Source organism: Porphyromonas vaginalis (assembly GCF_958301595.1).
Classification (GTDB): Bacteria; Bacteroidota; Bacteroidia; order Bacteroidales; family Porphyromonadaceae; genus Porphyromonas; species Porphyromonas vaginalis.
Map to the genome: position 1 here is coordinate 354,269 of NZ_CATQJU010000001.1, position 17,318 is coordinate 371,586.

The following is a 17,318-nucleotide window of genomic DNA, read 5'->3' on the forward strand; positions in this document are numbered from 1 at the left end:
AACCTTTATGAAAAGCATCCTACGTATCTTACTGCTGCTCCTCCCCACGCTCTCACTGCTGGGGCAGCAAAAGGAGTACCCCCTACCAGAGCGACCTGCGAAGAATGTGATCCTCCTTATCTCAGACGGCACCTCGCTACCGACAGTCTCACTGGCACGCTGGTACCAGAGGGCGCTCGACCCTCAGGCGCAGCACCTATCGCTCGACCCTTACCTCTCGGGGAGTGTCATCACCTACTGCTCCAATGCGCCTATCGGGGACTCGGCTCCGACCACCTCTTGCTATATGACGGGAGTTCCTTCGATCGATGGCTTTATCGCGACCTATCCGTACAGCGAGCCACACAATGACTTGGTACCGCTCGACTCTTCGTGGGCTTATCGACCTGTCGTGACCCTTTTGGAGGCTGCCAAGCAGAAGCAAGGCAAGCGTATCGGGGTCGTCTGTACGTGCGAATTTCCCCACGCTACGCCAGCAGACTGCACGGCTCACTCGTCCTCTCGTAAGCTCTACAAGAGCATCGTGCCACAGATGGTGGACAATGGCGTGGACCTCCTCCTAGGCGGTGGTACCTCGCTGATGACGAGCGAACTAAAGGAGCGTCTGAACCGCCAGGGCATAGCACTTTACCTCGATGATCTCGCAGCTATGCGGGTGCATCGAGGGGGCGGTATGTGGGCACTCTTCGACAAGATGGATATGCCGTACGACCTGGACAGGCGTTCGCTGGGAGACACGCTGCGCTATCCTTCGCTGGCTGAGATGACAGAGACGGCGATCCGTAATCTGGAGAACCCTAACGGCTTCGTGCTGATGGTCGAGGGTAGCAAGGTAGACTGGGCGGCTCACGCCAACGATCCCGTGACGATGGCTACAGAGTTTCTAGCTTTTGACAAGGCGGTTGCCGTGGCGCTGGACTATGCACAGCGGGACGGGAATACGATCGTCCTCGTGACGGCAGATCATGGTAATAGTGGTATGAGCATCGGTCGTGTGGATCGGGGCTATGCGCGTCTGACACTCGATGAACTGATCATGCCGCTGACACGCTTTCGCTATAGCTCGGTAGAGCTGGGTCGCAAGACGAGCCAGACGGCTCTCTCACACTTGGCCGACAGTCTCTACAGCTGGAGCGGTATACGTCCTTCGGATGAGGAGCTGGCGGAGATCAATGCTGTCGAGGACTATGCCTGCTCGACACTCTCGGCTGAGCAACGCAAGGCGAAGTATGCGGAGCTGGGCTGGAGCCAGAAGTATCGTCTGAAGGAGTACTTTGTGGACTGGATGAAGCGTCACCTGCTCATTGGCTTTACAACGCATGGGCATACAGGCGAAGAGGTCTTTCTCGCTAGCTACACGCCACAGCAGTTGACACCGATCAGAGGTTGTGTGACCAACATTGATCTGCATAACTATATGCGTACGCAACTGGGGCTGGAGCAGACAATGCTGGAGCTGTCGGAGGAGTACTATGCGCCACACGATGCGCTCTTTCCTCAGGCTCAGTATGAGATAACGGGCGACCAGCCCGAGGAGAAGCGAATCACGATCCACTACAAGGGACACGCGATCGAGCTACGCGCCTACCAGCGCAGAGCATGGGTTGACGGGGTGGAGCAAGAACTCCCGACGCCTGTTGTCTACGTCTCCGAGACGAACAAGTTTTACCTCTCTCGTAGCTTGGTGCGCCAGCTTTAGCTATACCTGCTTGAGTCGACGCATCAGTAGCGGCGACACGACTAGTAGCAGGACCGCTAGCAGGACGACGCCGATGCCGACACCTTGACCTAGGGAGAGTTCCTCGCCTAGAGCTAGTGCCCCGACGATGACGGCTGTGAGTGGTTCCAGCGCGCCCATGATAGCGGTCGGCGTGGAACCTATTCGCTGTACCGCCCAGACGAGCGTGATATTAGCGCAGACGGTCGGGATGAGTGCTAGCAGGGCGGTATAGATCCATTGCGTCGTATTGTCTAGGAGGAGGTTGGCGCCAGTCGCTTTGCAAAAGAGCGCAAAGAGTATGGCCGAAAGTCCCATGACGTAGGTGGTCAGCTTGAAGCTGCTCATCGGCTCTAGGCGAGAGTGCCGAAGGATCACGATGTAGGTGGCGTAGCAAAAGCCTGAAAAAAGTACCGTAAGCAACGGCCTGAGCGGTATGGAGGTCACATCTGACTCGAAGAAGCCAGAGATGAGCGATACGCCACCTAAAGCTAAGAGGACAGCCAGCCCCTGCAGTACATTGATCCGCTGACGAAAGACGACAAACATGAGTAGCACCACAAATGTTGGGTAGCTGAAGTGTAGCACCGTAGCGACTCCGGACGGCATGTGCTGGTAGCCCTCGATGAGCAGGAAGGAGGAGAAGAAGTACAAGACAGACAAGGCAAGCAGGATCAAGAAGCTTCGCCACGATACCCGTAGCGACTCTCTACGTATCACGACGATGCTACCGACGATGAGTGCTGCAATGAGAAAGCGGTACATCAGCACGGTCCCCTCTGCCACGCCCTGCGACAGCACGGGTATGCTCAGCAGAGGTATCAGTCCAAAGGTGGCCGATGAGATGAGTCCCATCAGATAGCCCAGCCAGTCGGTCGAGGGGGTAGTTGTCTTGTCTGTCATATAATATGAGATTATTGGGTCGTATAGAAAGGAGCCTCATTGCTCTAGTTACAATCGTACGCTAGACCAATGAGGCTCTTTATATGATAGCGTGATATGCGCCTCTGCTATCGAGCGAGACGACTATCCAAGATATGCCTTTAGGTATTCGCAGCGGTCAGACTGCTTGAGACGGCGGATCGCTTTCTCCTTGATCTGACGCACACGCTCACGAGAGAGCTTGGTGCGCTCACCGATCTCCTCGAGAGTCATCTCAGGACAACCGATGCCGAAGAAGCAGCGTAGCACCTCCGCCTCACGATCTCCCAGCTGATCCAGGATACGATCTATCTCCGCAGAGAGAGACTCGTTGATCAGACTGCTATCGGTCGAGGGCGTGTCTTCATTGACCAGGACGTCTAGCATGTTATTGTCCTCACCCTCTACAAAGGGAGCGTCGAGCGACTGATGCTTGCCCTGCACCTTGAGTGCCTCACGGATCTTGTCCTCGGGGAGCTCCAGCTCAGCAGCTATCTCCTGCGGACTAGGACGACGACCATTGAGCTGCTCGAACTTGACGATCGCCTTATTCATCTTCTGCTGCAGTCCCACCTGATTGAGCGGCAGACGCACGATGCGTGACTGCTCTGCTAGTGCCTGCAGGATAGACTGACGGATCCACCATACAGCGTAGGAGATGAACTTAAATCCACGTGTCTCGTCAAACTTCTCGGCCGCCTTGATCATTCCAATGTTTCCCTCATTGATCAGGTCAGGAAGGCTCAGGCCTTGGTTCTGATATTGCTTTGCCACAGAGACGACAAACCGGAGGTTGGCCTCCACCAGCTTGTTCAATGCACGCCGATTACCACGATGTATCTCACGCGCCAGCTCCACTTCCTCTTCGGGAGATATGAGGCTCGTTCGCCCGATCTCTTGGAGGTAACGATCCAGCGACGCACTCTCACGATTGGTGATCGACTGATTGATTTTTAATTGTCTCATTGCCATGGCTATACTCGATTTAAAGGGTTAACTCTACAATACGTTCACGCACTCCAATCATCCACAGAAGAGCGCTGTACGCAAAGGGGTACAAATACTCAGTGTACTCAAACCGGTTGCAAAGGTCGTAAAAACAAATGACATGAACGACATTTGTAAGATACATTAACCTTTGAAGGTCTAAGCAATACTCTTTTGAAGCTCCTAGAGAGCGTTGGTTTAAGTCTCTAGAGGTAGCAACAGCTCCATCTCTCTGGTCTTTAGAGAGCCAAACGTCTAAAAGTTTATTTCATCACTCTAAGGTCGACTCCATAATCACTCTAAGATATCCTCCATAACGTCGTCGACAGCATCATCGACAGCGTCGCTCAGAGACTCGTGTAGGTCGACCGTTGCCTGCTCGCCACATGGAGAGAAGCCCGCAGGCACGTTAAATGGCGTACTCGCCGAGTAGCCCAGCGATGGGTCTGCGTAGACAGCCTTCATAAAGTAGCCAAAGACGGGCAGAGCAGCCGAGGCTCCCTGACCATACGCCATGGAGCGGAAGTGTATCGAGCGCTCCTCGCCACCGACCCAGCAACCGGCCACGATCTCTGGAGAGAAGCCGACGAACCAACCATCGCTGTTGCGCTGTGTCGTACCCGTCTTACCACCCAGAGGCATCGTCAGATTGTGTCGGAAGCGCAGTCGGCCACCCGTACCGCCATCAACCACGGCACGCATCATGTCGAGCATCTGCAGGGCTGCTCGTGCGGGAAGTACCTCCGTAAGATTGGCCGTAAAGGTCGCCACCACATTGCCATAACGATCCTCGATACGAGTCACAGGAATCGGATCAACGCGGATACCTTGATTGACAAAAGCACTGTATGCCGCCACCATCTCGCTGACCGTCACATCGGGCGTACCGAGAGCCACCGAGACGACAGGGTCTATGTCACCCTTGATGCCGAAGGAGTGGAGCAGTCGAACAAAGGTGTAGGGTGATGTGCGCCCCATCAGGTAGGCCGTGACCCAGTTAGAGGAGTTTTGCAGTCCCCACTTGATCGAGACCATCTCGCCCACCCGCTTAGCTCCAGTATTGCGCGGCGTCCACGCCTTGCCATTTGCATCATAGAGCGTGATCGGCTGATGCATCACCTGCTCACAGGGAGAGATACCCTGTATCATGCTGAGGGAGTAGAGAAAAGGCTTGATCGTCGACCCCACCTGTCGTCGTCCCTGCGAGACCATATCATACTTAAACGTGCGGAAGTCCACATCTCCGACATAAGCCAGGATATTACCATTGTGCGGATTCATCGCCATGAAGCCCGTATGGAGGAAGCGCTTGTAGTATAGTACCGAGTCGCGAGGAGTCATCTCCTTGTCGACCCAGCCGTTGTAGCTCCAGACGCGCATCTTGCGCTTTTGGTCAAAGGTCTTGCGTATCTCCTCAGGCGACATGCCAAGCTTCTTGAGTGAGCGCCAGCGATCCGTGTTGTGTAGCGCACGCTCGATAGCATCTTTGCGTTGCTGTGCTGTCAGGTCGCTACTGTAAGGAGCCAGCTTAGAGCCCCGCATCTCACGATCGAAGTTAGGCTGTACGAACTCGCTCATGTGCTTCTGTACCGCCTCCTCAGCGTACTGCTGCATACGGCTATCTATCGTGCCGTAGATCTTGAGTCCATCGGCATAGAGATCGTAGTGAGATCCGTCAGACTTCTTGTTCTTCTGACACCACCCATAGATCGGCTGTGTCTCCCAGAGGAGCGAGTCGATAGCGTACTGCTCTTGATTCCACTGCGAGTAGTCACTTCTCTTAGGCTTCTTGGCCGTCAGTAGGAGGCGCACGAACTCTCTATAATAAGGAGCCAAACCATCGGAGTGCGTATTGCTGGTGAAGTTGAGATGTATCGGCTCAGCCATGGCAGTCGTGTAGGTCTCCTCGGAGATGTATCCTGCTTTCTTCATCTGTAGGAGTACCGTGTTGCGACGATTCAGCGGCGCCTCGCTGTCGGCGTGCAGGACAGGGTTGTAGAGCGAGGGGTTCTTGCACATACCCACCAGCATCGCTGACTCGTTTAGGTTCAGCTCTGAGGGCTTCTTGCCAAAGTAAGTCTGCGCAGCCGATCGGATACCGATAGCGTTGTAGAGGAAGTCAAACTGATTGAGATACATCGCTATGATCTCCTCCTTGGTGTAGTTGCGCTCCAGCTTGATCGCTATAACCCACTCGATCGGTTTCTGCAGGAGGCGCTGCAACGTCGATTTAGCATGAGGCGAGTATAGTTGCTTAGCCAGCTGCTGTGTGATGGTACTACCTCCACCACTAGCGGTATGGCGCAGCACACCACGCTTGATCACGGCACGCCCCACGCCTCGGATATCGACACCCGAGTGCTTGTAAAAACGCACATCCTCCGTAGCTACTAGAGCCTGCACCAGAGGCTCCGCCAGCTCGTCATAGCTCACGTAGATGCGATTTGTCGAGCCGTGCGCGTAGGATCCTAGTTGCACACCATCGTCCGAGATGAGCACAGAGGCATACTTGTCGATAGGGTTTTGCAACTGCTCCACATCAGGCATATAGCCTATGACTCCGTGCCAGATCAATATGAATATGATTAAGACCAAAGTCCAAAAGGCTCCAAAGAGCCACCACAGCACCTTGATGATCTTTCCTTTCATACGAAAGAGTTTTTCTACTATAATATAAGAGTGAGAAGCCGACTGACGCAGCTCAGAGAGACAACCTCCGAGACATTACTTCGCATGGATCTGAGGGAGAGATTTGCGTTCCTTGATCAGGCCAGCGTTGAAAGCGTGGAGGAGTTTCTCCAGATCGTCCACCTGCTGCTGTAGGTCAGCGCCCACATCAGTGTCGGCCACCAGCATGCGGTGTGTCGTGCGCTCTGAGATGACCGTCACGCTCTTGATATCCTCCATCAGCTCTACCGCACGGCGCATCGTCGTAAAGGGCTCGTGCTGCACCAGCTGCATACCTTGCGAATTATAGATCAAAGTGTAGCCTGCGATGCCCGTACTGCTCTGATAGGCTCGGCTAAAGCCCCCATCGATGATCATCAGCTTGCCACCAGCTGCGATAGGCTTCTCGCCCTTGGCCACCTTGACCGGGACATGCCCGTTGATCACGTGACAGTCTTCGCCCTCTAGGCCAAACTCACGGAGGATCATCTCGATCGTCTCTCGATCCTGGCGATACTTAAAGTAGTAGCCCTTCGTCTCCGTATGGGTCTTCTTGTCAGCAACGAAGTAACGCTCGAAGGTGGTCATAGCAGACTTGTCAAAGAGTGGCGAGTCGGGGCCGCACCAGAGGTAGAAGATATAGTCCACGGCAGCCTCATGCTTCGGATGACTATGCCTAGAGGGATGCGCCAGGCGCACCACACGATCTATCTCATCTAGTAGCGCACGACCACGTAAGGGCTGCGAGTCGAGGACACGCACCGCCTTGAGTTGTCCCGAGGCATCTAGCGGCATCGAGGCGTGGTAGAGCAGGTTGCCGTTGCACACGAGGTACATACTACCGAGTCGATAGAAAGCGTCTATATGCGTATGAAGTCGCTCACTCGTAGCGAAGGAGCGGCGCAAGCGATCCATCACCTCCTCCTCTTGAGGCGTGAGACGATAAGGATCCTTCGGATCGATCGTGGGGAAGTTCATATCGAGCATCTCATGCACACCATAGTCTTCGTTGGGATTGGTATGCGAGAGATCGACCGTGCCAGCCTCAAAGTCTATCTTGTGGAGTAGGTCACGCTCCTGCATCTGCCACTCCGGGTGGCGAGCGATCAACTGATGCTCCAGCTTGAACTGGATAATGCTGATCGCCTTGTGCATCTGGCTAATCAGGTAAATGCCCTTCTCATCGTACGAAGCATCTGAGTCTCCCAGCTTGGGCTTAAAGTAAGTACACGGATCACCCGCATAGACCTCACTAGCTAAGCGAGATAGTGGCATCAAGTTGATCCCGTATCCATCCTCGATAGTGTCTAGATTGGCATAGCGCAGAGCGATACGTATGACGCAGGCTATGCACGCATCATTGCCCGCTGCAGCACCCATCCAGAGCATATCGTGATTGCCCCACTGTATATCTACATTGTGGTAGTCTAGGAGCGTATCCATGATGTACTGAGCACCAGGACCACGGTCGTAGATGTCGCCCACGATGTGGAGGCGATCTATGACAAGACGCTTGATCGTTGCTGAGATAGCGCAGATGAAGTCCTCCGCCTTGCCCGTAGAGATGATTGTAGAGATGATGCTAGAGATGTAAGCCGACTTGTTGGGGTTGACCCCGTCCTCGTGTAATAGCTCCTGGATAATGTAGCTATACTGGGGCGGTAGCGCCTTGCGCACCTTCGAGCGGGTGTACTTCTCCCCCACCTTACGGCACACCTTGACGAGGCGATTGAGCGTCACCTTGTACCACTCCTCGTTAATTTGGTCCGCCTCGTGGAGCTGCTCCAGCTTAGCTTGCGGATAGTATATCAGCGTAGCTAGCTCACGCATCTGTAGCTCCATCATCTGCCCAGCAAAGACCTCGCGTATCTTACGCATCACGCTGCCGGAGGCATTCTTCAGCACATGATCGAAGGCCTCATGCTCACCATGCACATCTGCGAGAAAGTGCTCCGTACCCTTCGGAAGGCTTAGGATAGCCTGTAGATTGATGATCTCTGTAGAGACCTCGGCAGAGTTGCGAAACTGGTTAGAGAGGAGCTGGAGGTACCTCAAGTCGTCCTTTGCAGCCTGTATGTCAGTCTTGTCTTGCATCATGTCTATCTATTACTAGGGATATAACACGCCTCAAAGTTACTAAATAAAAGAAGACCGCGCGCCAAGTCGTGAGGTGCTAGTCTCGCATACTGGGCTGCCCGATGTCAGGATGCACTGCCGGCACTTCCGTCCTCACAGGAGACTGTTGACTTTTGCAACAGCCCTCATAGATCGCTCCTCGTATCAGAGGTCTAGATGTTACGATGCTTTGGGGTAGTCTCAAGAGTTGCTCCATAGGGTTAGACGCTTGTCTATTTCATCTTTTGGCAAGCGGGTATTTCTGCTGAAGAGCTGTTGTAGCTTTTGGCAGGCGGTACTATGAGAGAGTATGCCTTGCTCGACTAGCTGGTCGAAAATATATAGTATGCCTCGGACGTCAATGTCCATCTCTTTAGCACTGCGCATCATCTTCTTGTCTCCAGTGAGTACGGTCGCGCTTAGCGTGATGCCTTGGTAGAGTACGGTGCAGTCTGTGAAGGAGAGCCCCTTGCGTTGTCTCTCGTCAAAGAATTGATACACCTGGGCCATAAAGCCTGGGGTGTCGAACTGCTCGACGATTAGTCCGCCTATGTCGTCGAGATAGGCTCTCTGCTGTTTGTCTCTCAGCTCGTGAAGTACAAATATATTGGTGTGTACCTGGTATCCTAACTGCAGAAAGTCTTTGTAGAGGTCTAAGTCGATTAAGTCTATAAAGATGTTTGTGTCGCTAACGACAACGAGCTGTGTCTGACTCATATATTGGCGTTTAGCAGATTGACGACTTGATCGGCTGGTATGCCTGCCTCTTGGAGATAGCTTTGAGCTTTAGCTTGGGTTATTAAGTCTAGGTCTAGCGCTTTGATGACCAGTCTTGCGAAGCGGTTACTCTGAGGCTCTACATACCTACTCCTCTCTAAGATCTCTCGTAGCTCTTCGGACTTATTCTTCTTGATAAAATACCCTCTGCAATTACTCTGAGATATGAGCTGCATCTCACTTAAACGATATACGATAGCATCAATAGAGATGCCGTAGGTACTTTGTAACTCTATAAGTTCGGAGATGGAAAATCTCTTCCTGCGACCTCCAAAAAACGCTCTGATGATGTCGTCTGGGAGTAACAGATGACTAGCAAATGCGGTGCAGAGCCTCTCGCCTTCTTTCTCAGAGATAGTCTCTAGGGAGCTTTTCAGGAGGAGGTGAGCGAATTCATGCAGTAAGGTCAGTCGCTTTCGTTCGGTACTCTCTATATTACTATTGTATGCGATGACGGGTATGACCTCATTGGCTAAGAAGCTAACCCCATCGAAGCCTTTTTTGCCAGCTACACCAATGACTTTGATGCCCATGGTCTCGAGTAGATTGGAGACATTTGATATGGGGGATAGACCTAACTGATAAAGTTGTCGAACTTGCTTTGCAACCTCTTCGATGTCTGCGGGTGATGCGATGACGTCTCTAGTTATTGCGTCTCTATCGAAGGAGGTCTTGACATCCATGATCTCCTCTAGCTCTAGGTAATTCTCTAGCTGTCTCTCGATTTTCTGCCAGATCTTTTTGTCCTCTTTGCTGGAGAAGGCTTTTATCTTTCTAAAGTTTACTGACTCAATTATAGGGGTGTCTTGGTAGACGAAGTAGTCTATGGGTAGGTCAAGAGCTTCCGATAGTGCTATGAGTGTAGCACCTGTAATCTCTTTACCTCCTCGCTCTAAGTTACTGATATGAGTATGAGACACTCCGACTTTGTCTGCAAGCTCTCTTAAGGTCATACCCCTCAAGGCTCGTCCTTTTCTGATTCGTTCTCCAGTTGACCGCTCCATACGTTTTAGTTCTTTTGTTTCCACTTGGTGTAAACGCTTTCGTTTACAAAGGTAGCAATAAACTCCGAGTCTGTAAACAAGAAGAGGGGCGAAAACTAGATTTTAGAAGTTAGAGGAAAGGGCTAATTCCTGTTTTGAGGTGCTGGTGCTAGTCTAGACTGAAGCTGTCTAGTGAAATGAGCCCCGCCCGAAAGCGCGATTATGGTACGTTACTCCTGTCTGGGCAAATTCGACCCTCACTCGTTACAATAATTTAGAACTGGCTACATATCGATACGGGACTGTGTCGGGGAAAATGGATTTCCACGTGGATATTTCGAAATGCCCACGTGGAGAATAAAAAATTCCTCGGAGGAATGAAATGAAACTTCGGAAGAATCAAATGAAACTTCGGAAGAATCAAAACGCCCCCACGTGGAAAATAAAAAATATCCACGTGGAGATTTGAGATTCCCCACGTGGATATTCGATAAAGGAGGGAATCGGACAAATTCCCCTGTAAAGATATGTTATTAGAGGTTAGAGGGCAGAGGTGACTCCCCACGAAGACTGTTGCAAAAGTCAACAGTCTCACAATCTTGCTTGCAAGATTGTCTAGACTTTGCAGAAAGGATGAAGCGCAAGGTGCTGAGGGTGAGGTCTGAAGGGAGCATACCTACGTATGTGACCGAAGCCGAATCCCGAAAGCAACACAGCGATTCGCCTTTATGCAACAGTCTCCCACGAAGTTTTTCCCTACATTTGTACGCAGGGTGCGCTTGACACTGGCATGTACGGTTATAAAGAGAGATTATGAAGGGTGGTTTAATAAGTTGGTTCGTTTGCATTTCCTCTGTATGCCTTACCATTACTATTGTATTGGGATGTTCCAGTAGGAAGTATGTAGGTATGAACGCGGCTGACTGTACGAGAGAACTCAACAGCTTCCTTTGCGAAGAGTTTAAGCGCGAATATGATGGCGATTTCGATTCTATTAAATATGACATCAGATTCTTTGTAGCTCTATACCTACAAGAAAATGGGAACGTCGATTCAATAGAGGTACTGTTGAGCAATCTCAATAGCTTCAATATCAATGAAGATAGAATAGTAAATAAGCTGCGGAAGAAAAAGTACACGTGTGTGGCTTATGTCTTTTATAGATCTGAGATAAAGCCTGAAAGGATCACTTATCCTTTCAGTCCGAAGTTGCCTACGGATCGTGATAAATAAAAATCTGCTCACCTGACGGAGGAGCGATGCTCGCATGGAGGAAAAAAATCTCCACGGAGGAATTAGTTTTTTCCTCCGTGGAGTGGATTTATCGCTTCGTAAGGGGAGACTGTTGCAAAAGTCAACAGTCTCACAATCTTGCAAGCAAGATTGTCTAGACTTTGCAGAAAGGATGAAGCGCAAGGCGCTGAGGGTGAGGTCTGAAGGGAGCATACCTCCGTATGTGACCGAAGCCGAATCCCGAAAGCAACACAGCGATTCGCCTTTATGCAACAGTCTCAATAGGGAGCATCAAGCGTAGCTGTGCATCCCGCCGAGGAAGAAGTTGACCCCGAAATAGGTGACCAGCACCGACACGAAAGCGATCAAGAGATAGACATGCAGGAACCTCTGCGAGCGGAAGCAGCGCAGCGACTCGCAGTGTAGTGGCAGGGCGTAGATGATGAGCGTGATGAGTGCCCACACCTCTTTGGGGTCCCAGCTCCAGTAGCGGCCCCACGAGACATTGGCCCAGACGGCTCCGATGAAGATACCGATAGCCAGTAGCGCGACCGCTGGATAGAGGAGTAGTCTACTGAGTGCCTCTAGGTGCGTCCCGACGGTGGAGCGTCGCGACAGGATCAGCGCCATGCAACTATTGAGCATCATAAAGGCCAAGAGACTATACGCTATCATGATGACCAGCACATGGATGCTCAGTAGCGGCGAGTGAAGCACTGGCATCAGCGGGGTGATCTGCGGATTGCTACCCCCAAAGGAGGCAACCAAGAGCGACAAACCGCCCATGAGCAGACCAAAGGGGATCAGTACCCGATGCTTGCGCCCGGCGAGGATGGTCAGTAGCAGTACGATCCAGGCTAAGGCTTGCATCGTCTCAAAGCCATTGCTCAGCGGCACATAGCCCGAGACGATCCAGCGCAGGATCACCATCAGGGTTAGGTAGAGCATACTGCCGTAGATGATGATCCAGATGCCCCACTTGACAAATGGTGGATCCACGAGTCGCCCCACGGAGAGCTGATAGGCCGTCCAGATGAAGAGCAAGATACCAACGGTGGCGAGTATCTTAGCGAGGAGTCCGATAAAAGGCGAGAGCTGGTTGTAGTAGATCTCGGAGCGAAAGCGCACAGCCGAGGGACAGCTCTCACCGCCCTCCTTGAGCTGGTACTGACGGAGCTTGACGAGGAAGTTTTGCGCCTCGTCCCATTGCTGCATGACGACCAGTTCGCTGAGGTAGTTAAAGCTCTTGCGTACGAAGGTCCACTGATCTAGCGGCATCTCTGCGGGTAGGTCGGTAGAGGCCGGATGGTACCACGCGATACTCCCATGGCTCTGTACGGGGAAGATCGCAAGCGACTCCCCTAGCCCTAAGCTCTGTATCACCTGACACTTCTCATGTGCCTCAAAGAGGGCCTTGCGTCCGGGCTGGTCGGGGTGCTGTATGTAGTTGTCCAGCAGAGCCTCCAAGCGGTAGTTACCCTGTGGATCAAAGAACTGTAAGTAGCTCACCCGCTGCCCCTCATAGCACTCGAGCAGCTTGCGTATGCTCCTATCTTTGATCCGTATCATCGGCTCATTGACCCAACTGTCATAGTAAAAGATCCAGCCCGCCAAGACTTGCTCGGCAGAATAGCCTCGGTAGCTACTGCGTCCATAGAGCTTCTCGGTAAACTCCTGTGCGTAGGTCTCTAGGGGACAGACTCGGTTGTTGTACAGGATATGCAACTCGCCCAAGCTTTTCGCCACACTAGCGGGGATCGTCTTGGGGAGTGGCGTCGCAGGAGTTTTTGCCTCTGCCGAGAGCGTACCACCAGCGAGGAGTATCAGGAGCATCGCCACGGGAGAGACGAGAGCCTGCTTGAGGAGCTGTCTCACCTTATGACGGCGCGCGTACATACCCCCTACGAGACTGATCGCTAGGAGCGCATAGCCTAGGTAAGTGATGGCAATGCCCCACGGATCGTAAGCGATGGAGAGGATCGAGGAGGTCGTCTCTGGGTCGTAGCCTGACTGATAGAAGCGATAGAATCGGTAGCGGAAGATGCGATTCATCGAGACAGCACCACGAAGGCTCTTCGATCGCTCTTTGTCCTGAATGATGAGATTGCTCTGGTAGTCTAGCGGGAATTGGGTCCCTGTGTAGTAGGTCAGATCAAAGCGCTCCAAAGCGACCTCAAAGGGGAGGGTCAGTGTCTCTCCCTGCTCACTCTGATAGCTATCCGTAGGGCTGGCACCCTCCTGGAGCTTGATCCGTCCATGTATGGCAGTCCAGCTAGTCACGCCAGCACCCAGCAAGATGACCAGCAGTGAGACGTGGATCATCCAGATCCATAAGCGTCTGTAGAGCTTAGCCCGTAAGATATAAAGTAGTCCAGCACAGGAGAGTAGCACCCACAAGATGGTAAAGAGCGGGGAGCCATACCAATGCTCCTGCACGAAGGGCGTACCGTAAAGCTTTTCAACCACAGTGGCTGCCGCAAGGACAGCCACCGTGATGAGTAGTAGTATGAAGGGGAGCTTGCGCCACACCATATTTATATAGTATCTAGTGTGTGAAGCTATACAGCATTGATAAACTTGACAACCGCCTCACGATCCTTGCGATTGAGCTTGCGAAACTTCTCTACGGTAAAGCGAGCATCACTATTCTTAGCTCCATGCCACATGATCGCCTCGATCACATTGCGTGCTCGGCAGTCGTGCAGACGATCCTGGTGACCTGAAGCCTTCTGGCTCAGACCACGTCCCCAGAGCGGAGTGGTACGGCACCAACCTGTGCGGATATCGTTTTGCATGTGGAGCTTATGCTGGATTAGGTCGGTGTAAGGCCAGATCTTTTGCTTAGGATAGCGTGGCATAGCCTTCTTGCCACCCTCGGTCAGTCCATACACATCCACGACGACATCGTCGCCCGTAGTCCAAGAGGGACGGTGGCAAGTGGCACAGCCTATCTCGGTGAAGAGCTGCTTACCACGCTGCACATCGGGTGCGTCGATATCTCTCGCAGCTGGCACCGCAAGACCACGTATCCACACCATCAGATCGTAGCAAGCCTGTGCGTCCATCTCGACGGGCAGGTCTGTAGCTGTAAAGAAGTCGTAAATATCCTTCTCCACATTGCCTGACTTCTTGCGCTCTGGGAAGTATTTGTAAAACTGTGCCTGCACCTCGGGGTCTTTGCTTGCCGTCCGTGCGTAAGCCTCAGGTATGTAGAACTTACGAAACATCGGCGTGATGATGTTGGTTACCTCCCATAGGCTCACATTGGCAGAGAGCTTGGTAAAGTCACACGCATAGTCAAAGCGCATCGGGTGCCCTGCCGCGTCTACCCCCGTGGGGGCGAAGTCGTTGCCTGCCCAAATGGCGGGATTGAGCGGGGTATGCGGAGCCTCCTTGATATACTGCTGACGTATATCCTCATCGCTGATCGCATCGAGTAGACCCGTGCCGTAGATGCCGATGGTAGACTCAAGCGTGACGACCGCCTGATCTATTGGATAGGGCTTACCATTCACCTCCAAAGGGGAGTAGAGCGCCTCTGCGGGCAGGTGTACCTCAGGATAGATGAGGTCGTAGGTCTCGCCATCGTCAAACTTATTGCCCCACTCGTCCGTGTAGGGGAGCCAGTCGATAGTCATCTTCTTTTCGTCGATCATCGGCTTGAAGGGAGGTAGTGCAGCTGTCATAGGCACTAAGCCGAGCGAAGTAGCTATATTACCCTCTTTGTCCGTAACGATGATGAGGCAGCCATTGCCCATCTGCTCACTATTGTAGCGTGTGACGCGCCTACCATGTCCATAGCCGGGGTGACAAGCCTCACACGAAGTGCGATGATATAGAGGTCCCAACCCCGTAAAGGTGAGACCAGGTACATCGCCAGCAGCGTGCGCCGTCTCAAAGCGACGCTCGCCTTGCTTGAAGTTGGCATCTAGCCCAGCCAGAGCGATAGCCTCCGTGGGCTGCTCGAAGCAGGAGGAGGTGTTGTTGAAAGTAGTGCCGAGCTTACCTCCACTGTAGTACTCCTCGCTGAGCGTCTGAGGCGTGTCGCTACCACACTCCCGCTGACAAGCTGGTAAGCTAGCAAGGATGAGTGCTAGTAGAGCTAGCTGTGTAGTTAAGTGCTTCATAAGGATAAAGTGTTTGGGTGTATGTGTCTCCCCTCCCCTGACAGCTCATATCTATCATCATAATCTATTGCTTTGGCAAATGCTGGCTCAGGAGAGGGGTAGAAGTTAGTTAGAGTTTAGACTTTAGAGATTAGATCGACTCGATGAAGGTGACGACAGCCTTGCGCTCCTCCTTGCTGAGCTTGCGAAACTTCTCAATAGCGGGCCGAGCATCACTAGTCTTAGCACCGTGCCACATGATCGCCTCGATCACGGTACGTGCACGGCAGTCGTGTAGACGATCGCTAGCTCCAGTAGCCTTCATGCTCAGGCCACGCCCCCACAGTGGAGTGGTACGACACCAACCTGTGCGAATATTGTTCTTCATCTGTAGCTGGTGCTGGATCATATCGGTGTAGGGCCAGATCTTCTGATGCGGGTAGCGTGGCAGGAGACTAGCACGAGCACCTACGAAGAAATTGTTCGGGTCACGGATCTGATCTTCGCCCGTGGTCCAGGTAGGACGGTGGCAGGTAGCGCAGCCCATCTCCTCAAAGAGCTTCTTACCCTGTTGGAACTCTTTGCTATCAGCATCTCGTGCCGACGGGACGGCTAGTCCGCGGTGCCATACCATGAAGTCGATATACTCCTCGTCGGTCATATCGGCAGGGAGCTCGCTAGAGGTTAGGTAGTCGTAGATGTCCTTCTTGACATCACCGCTCTTCCGCCACTCTGGATAGTAGGTATAAAACTTAGCCTGTACCTCGGGATCTTCGGAAGCTACCTTAGCATAGGTAGGGGTCATATAGTGGTAGCGACGATCACTACGAGTTACGTTGGTGATGTTCCAGATAGCATTAGCTCCAGGGCCATCCTGTATGCTACCACGTGTCAAGCCATAGGTGTAGCGGGGCAGGTACTTAGTGCCGTCACCCTGCTTTTTATTGACGTAGTACCTAACGAAGTCTCCGTCCTTCCAGATAGCGGGGTTGAGGTTGGCACCATGCTTTTCCTCCGTCTGATACTGAGCACGGAGGTCTTCGTCACTGATAGCGTCGAGCAGACCCGTGCCATAGATACCGATGGTGCTCTCGAGGCGGACGCGTAGATCGGAGTATGGGATATCCTTGCCCTTGGCCTGTAGAGGCACATAGAAGGCATCCTCAGGTATGGTCACCTCTGGGTAAATGAGGTCGTAGGTCTCGCCATCGTCAAACTTATTGCCCCACTCATCTGTGTAGGGGAGCCAGTCTATCTTGATCTTACGCTCATCAAGTGGTGCCTTAAAGGGTGGCGCAGCTTGCGTCTGAGGCATACCTGTGAGGGAGGATAGGTAGTTGTCGTTCTGATCCGTGAGGACGAGTAGATAGCCGTTACCTATGATGTTCGAGTTGTACTCGGTCTGTCTAGCACCATGACCGTAGCCAGGGTGGCAAGCGATACAGCTAGCACGTAGCCATAGGGGTCCTAAGCCACGCAGCGGGAAGTTTGGATCGGTAGAGGTGTCAAAGGGATTCTCGAAGAGTCGCTCTCCCCGCTTAAATCTAGCGACCAAACCAGCCTCCTCTACGGCAGGGGTAAACTGCTCGTAACAGGTGGCCGTGTTATTGAACGCGGTGCCTAGCTTTCCTCCGCTGTAATACTGCTCTTCGTATGGATTCGTTTCGCTTGGATCTGGACAATCAGAGCTACATGCACTCAGGAGAGCCAGACAGCCTATCAGGCTACATATACTTAATACCTTGTTCATAACAACTTCCTCTTAAATACTATCATACATCTGCAGGCATCCACTCTAGGGATTAAGCCTGC

General features: G+C 52.6%; 10 protein-coding genes. 1 reads left to right on the plus strand and 9 read right to left on the minus strand.

All coding sequences use genetic code 11. The annotated features are described in order from the left end of the window. Window positions 1–7 precede the first annotated feature (7 nt). Window positions 8–1,699 carry an alkaline phosphatase gene (locus Q2J34_RS01410; protein WP_300969090.1) on the plus strand — a complete coding sequence of 564 codons (1,692 nt, stop codon included), beginning with the start codon at window positions 8–10 and terminating at the stop codon, window positions 1,697–1,699. On the opposite strand, the gene Q2J34_RS01415 is transcribed toward Q2J34_RS01410, so the two are convergent. The 9 genes from Q2J34_RS01415 to Q2J34_RS01455 all read right to left on the minus strand — a co-directional run bounded on the left by Q2J34_RS01415 (window position 1,700) and on the right by Q2J34_RS01455 (window position 17,256). Beyond that, a complete protein-coding gene (locus Q2J34_RS01415) occupies window positions 1,700–2,620 on the minus strand; it encodes a DMT family transporter (protein ID WP_298889063.1) in 921 nt (306 codons plus the stop codon). A gap of 123 nt (window positions 2,621–2,743) precedes the next feature. After that, window positions 2,744–3,604 (minus strand): sigma-70 family RNA polymerase sigma factor, encoded by an 861-nt coding sequence (locus Q2J34_RS01420; protein ID WP_004331078.1) that lies wholly within the window; start codon window positions 3,602–3,604, stop codon window positions 2,744–2,746. A gap of 315 nt (window positions 3,605–3,919) precedes the next feature. Next, window positions 3,920–6,274 (minus strand): transglycosylase domain-containing protein, encoded by a 2,355-nt coding sequence (locus Q2J34_RS01425; protein ID WP_300969091.1) that lies wholly within the window; start codon window positions 6,272–6,274, stop codon window positions 3,920–3,922. 75 nt (window positions 6,275–6,349) lie between these two features. Continuing rightward, window positions 6,350–8,389: a fructose-1,6-bisphosphatase gene (locus tag Q2J34_RS01430; protein WP_300969092.1), complete on the minus strand. Its 2,040-nt coding sequence runs from the start codon at window positions 8,387–8,389 to the stop codon at window positions 6,350–6,352. A 219-nt stretch (window positions 8,390–8,608) separates the two neighbouring features. After that, on the minus strand, window positions 8,609–9,124 hold the full coding sequence (locus Q2J34_RS01435) for a PIN domain-containing protein (protein WP_300969093.1): 516 nt from the start codon (window positions 9,122–9,124) through the stop codon (window positions 8,609–8,611). After that, window positions 9,121–10,188, minus strand: a complete 1,068-nt coding sequence (locus tag Q2J34_RS01440; protein ID WP_300969094.1) for a helix-turn-helix domain-containing protein — start codon at window positions 10,186–10,188, stop codon at window positions 9,121–9,123. The genes Q2J34_RS01435 and Q2J34_RS01440 overlap by 4 nt, the downstream gene beginning before the upstream one ends. Window positions 10,189–11,691: 1,503 nt before the next feature. Beyond that, window positions 11,692–13,932, minus strand: coding sequence for a cytochrome c biogenesis protein CcsA (locus tag Q2J34_RS01445; RefSeq protein WP_300969095.1), 2,241 nt, complete (start codon window positions 13,930–13,932; stop codon window positions 11,692–11,694). 26 nt (window positions 13,933–13,958) lie between these two features. Beyond that, entirely contained in the window at window positions 13,959–15,527 is a 1,569-nt protein-coding gene (locus tag Q2J34_RS01450; RefSeq protein WP_300969096.1) for a di-heme oxidoredictase family protein, read from the minus strand. A gap of 130 nt (window positions 15,528–15,657) precedes the next feature. Continuing rightward, window positions 15,658–17,256, minus strand: a complete 1,599-nt coding sequence (locus tag Q2J34_RS01455; protein ID WP_300969097.1) for a di-heme oxidoredictase family protein — start codon at window positions 17,254–17,256, stop codon at window positions 15,658–15,660. Window positions 17,257–17,318: the final 62 nt, after the last annotated feature.

Coding starts and splice junctions, on each gene's coding strand:
- Q2J34_RS01410 (WP_300969090.1), top strand. CDS start 8: ATGAAAAGCATCCTACGTATCTTACTGCTGCTCCTCCCCACGCTCTCA.
- Q2J34_RS01415 (WP_298889063.1), bottom strand. CDS start 2,620: ATGACAGACAAGACAACTACCCCCTCGACCGACTGGCTGGGCTATCTG.
- Q2J34_RS01420 (WP_004331078.1), bottom strand. CDS start 3,604: ATGAGACAATTAAAAATCAATCAGTCGATCACCAATCGTGAGAGTGCG.
- Q2J34_RS01425 (WP_300969091.1), bottom strand. CDS start 6,274: ATGAAAGGAAAGATCATCAAGGTGCTGTGGTGGCTCTTTGGAGCCTTT.
- Q2J34_RS01430 (WP_300969092.1), bottom strand. CDS start 8,389: ATGATGCAAGACAAGACTGACATACAGGCTGCAAAGGACGACTTGAGG.
- Q2J34_RS01435 (WP_300969093.1), bottom strand. CDS start 9,124: ATGAGTCAGACACAGCTCGTTGTCGTTAGCGACACAAACATCTTTATA.
- Q2J34_RS01440 (WP_300969094.1), bottom strand. CDS start 10,188: ATGGAGCGGTCAACTGGAGAACGAATCAGAAAAGGACGAGCCTTGAGG.
- Q2J34_RS01445 (WP_300969095.1), bottom strand. CDS start 13,932: ATGGTGTGGCGCAAGCTCCCCTTCATACTACTACTCATCACGGTGGCT.
- Q2J34_RS01450 (WP_300969096.1), bottom strand. CDS start 15,527: ATGAAGCACTTAACTACACAGCTAGCTCTACTAGCACTCATCCTTGCT.
- Q2J34_RS01455 (WP_300969097.1), bottom strand. CDS start 17,256: ATGAACAAGGTATTAAGTATATGTAGCCTGATAGGCTGTCTGGCTCTC.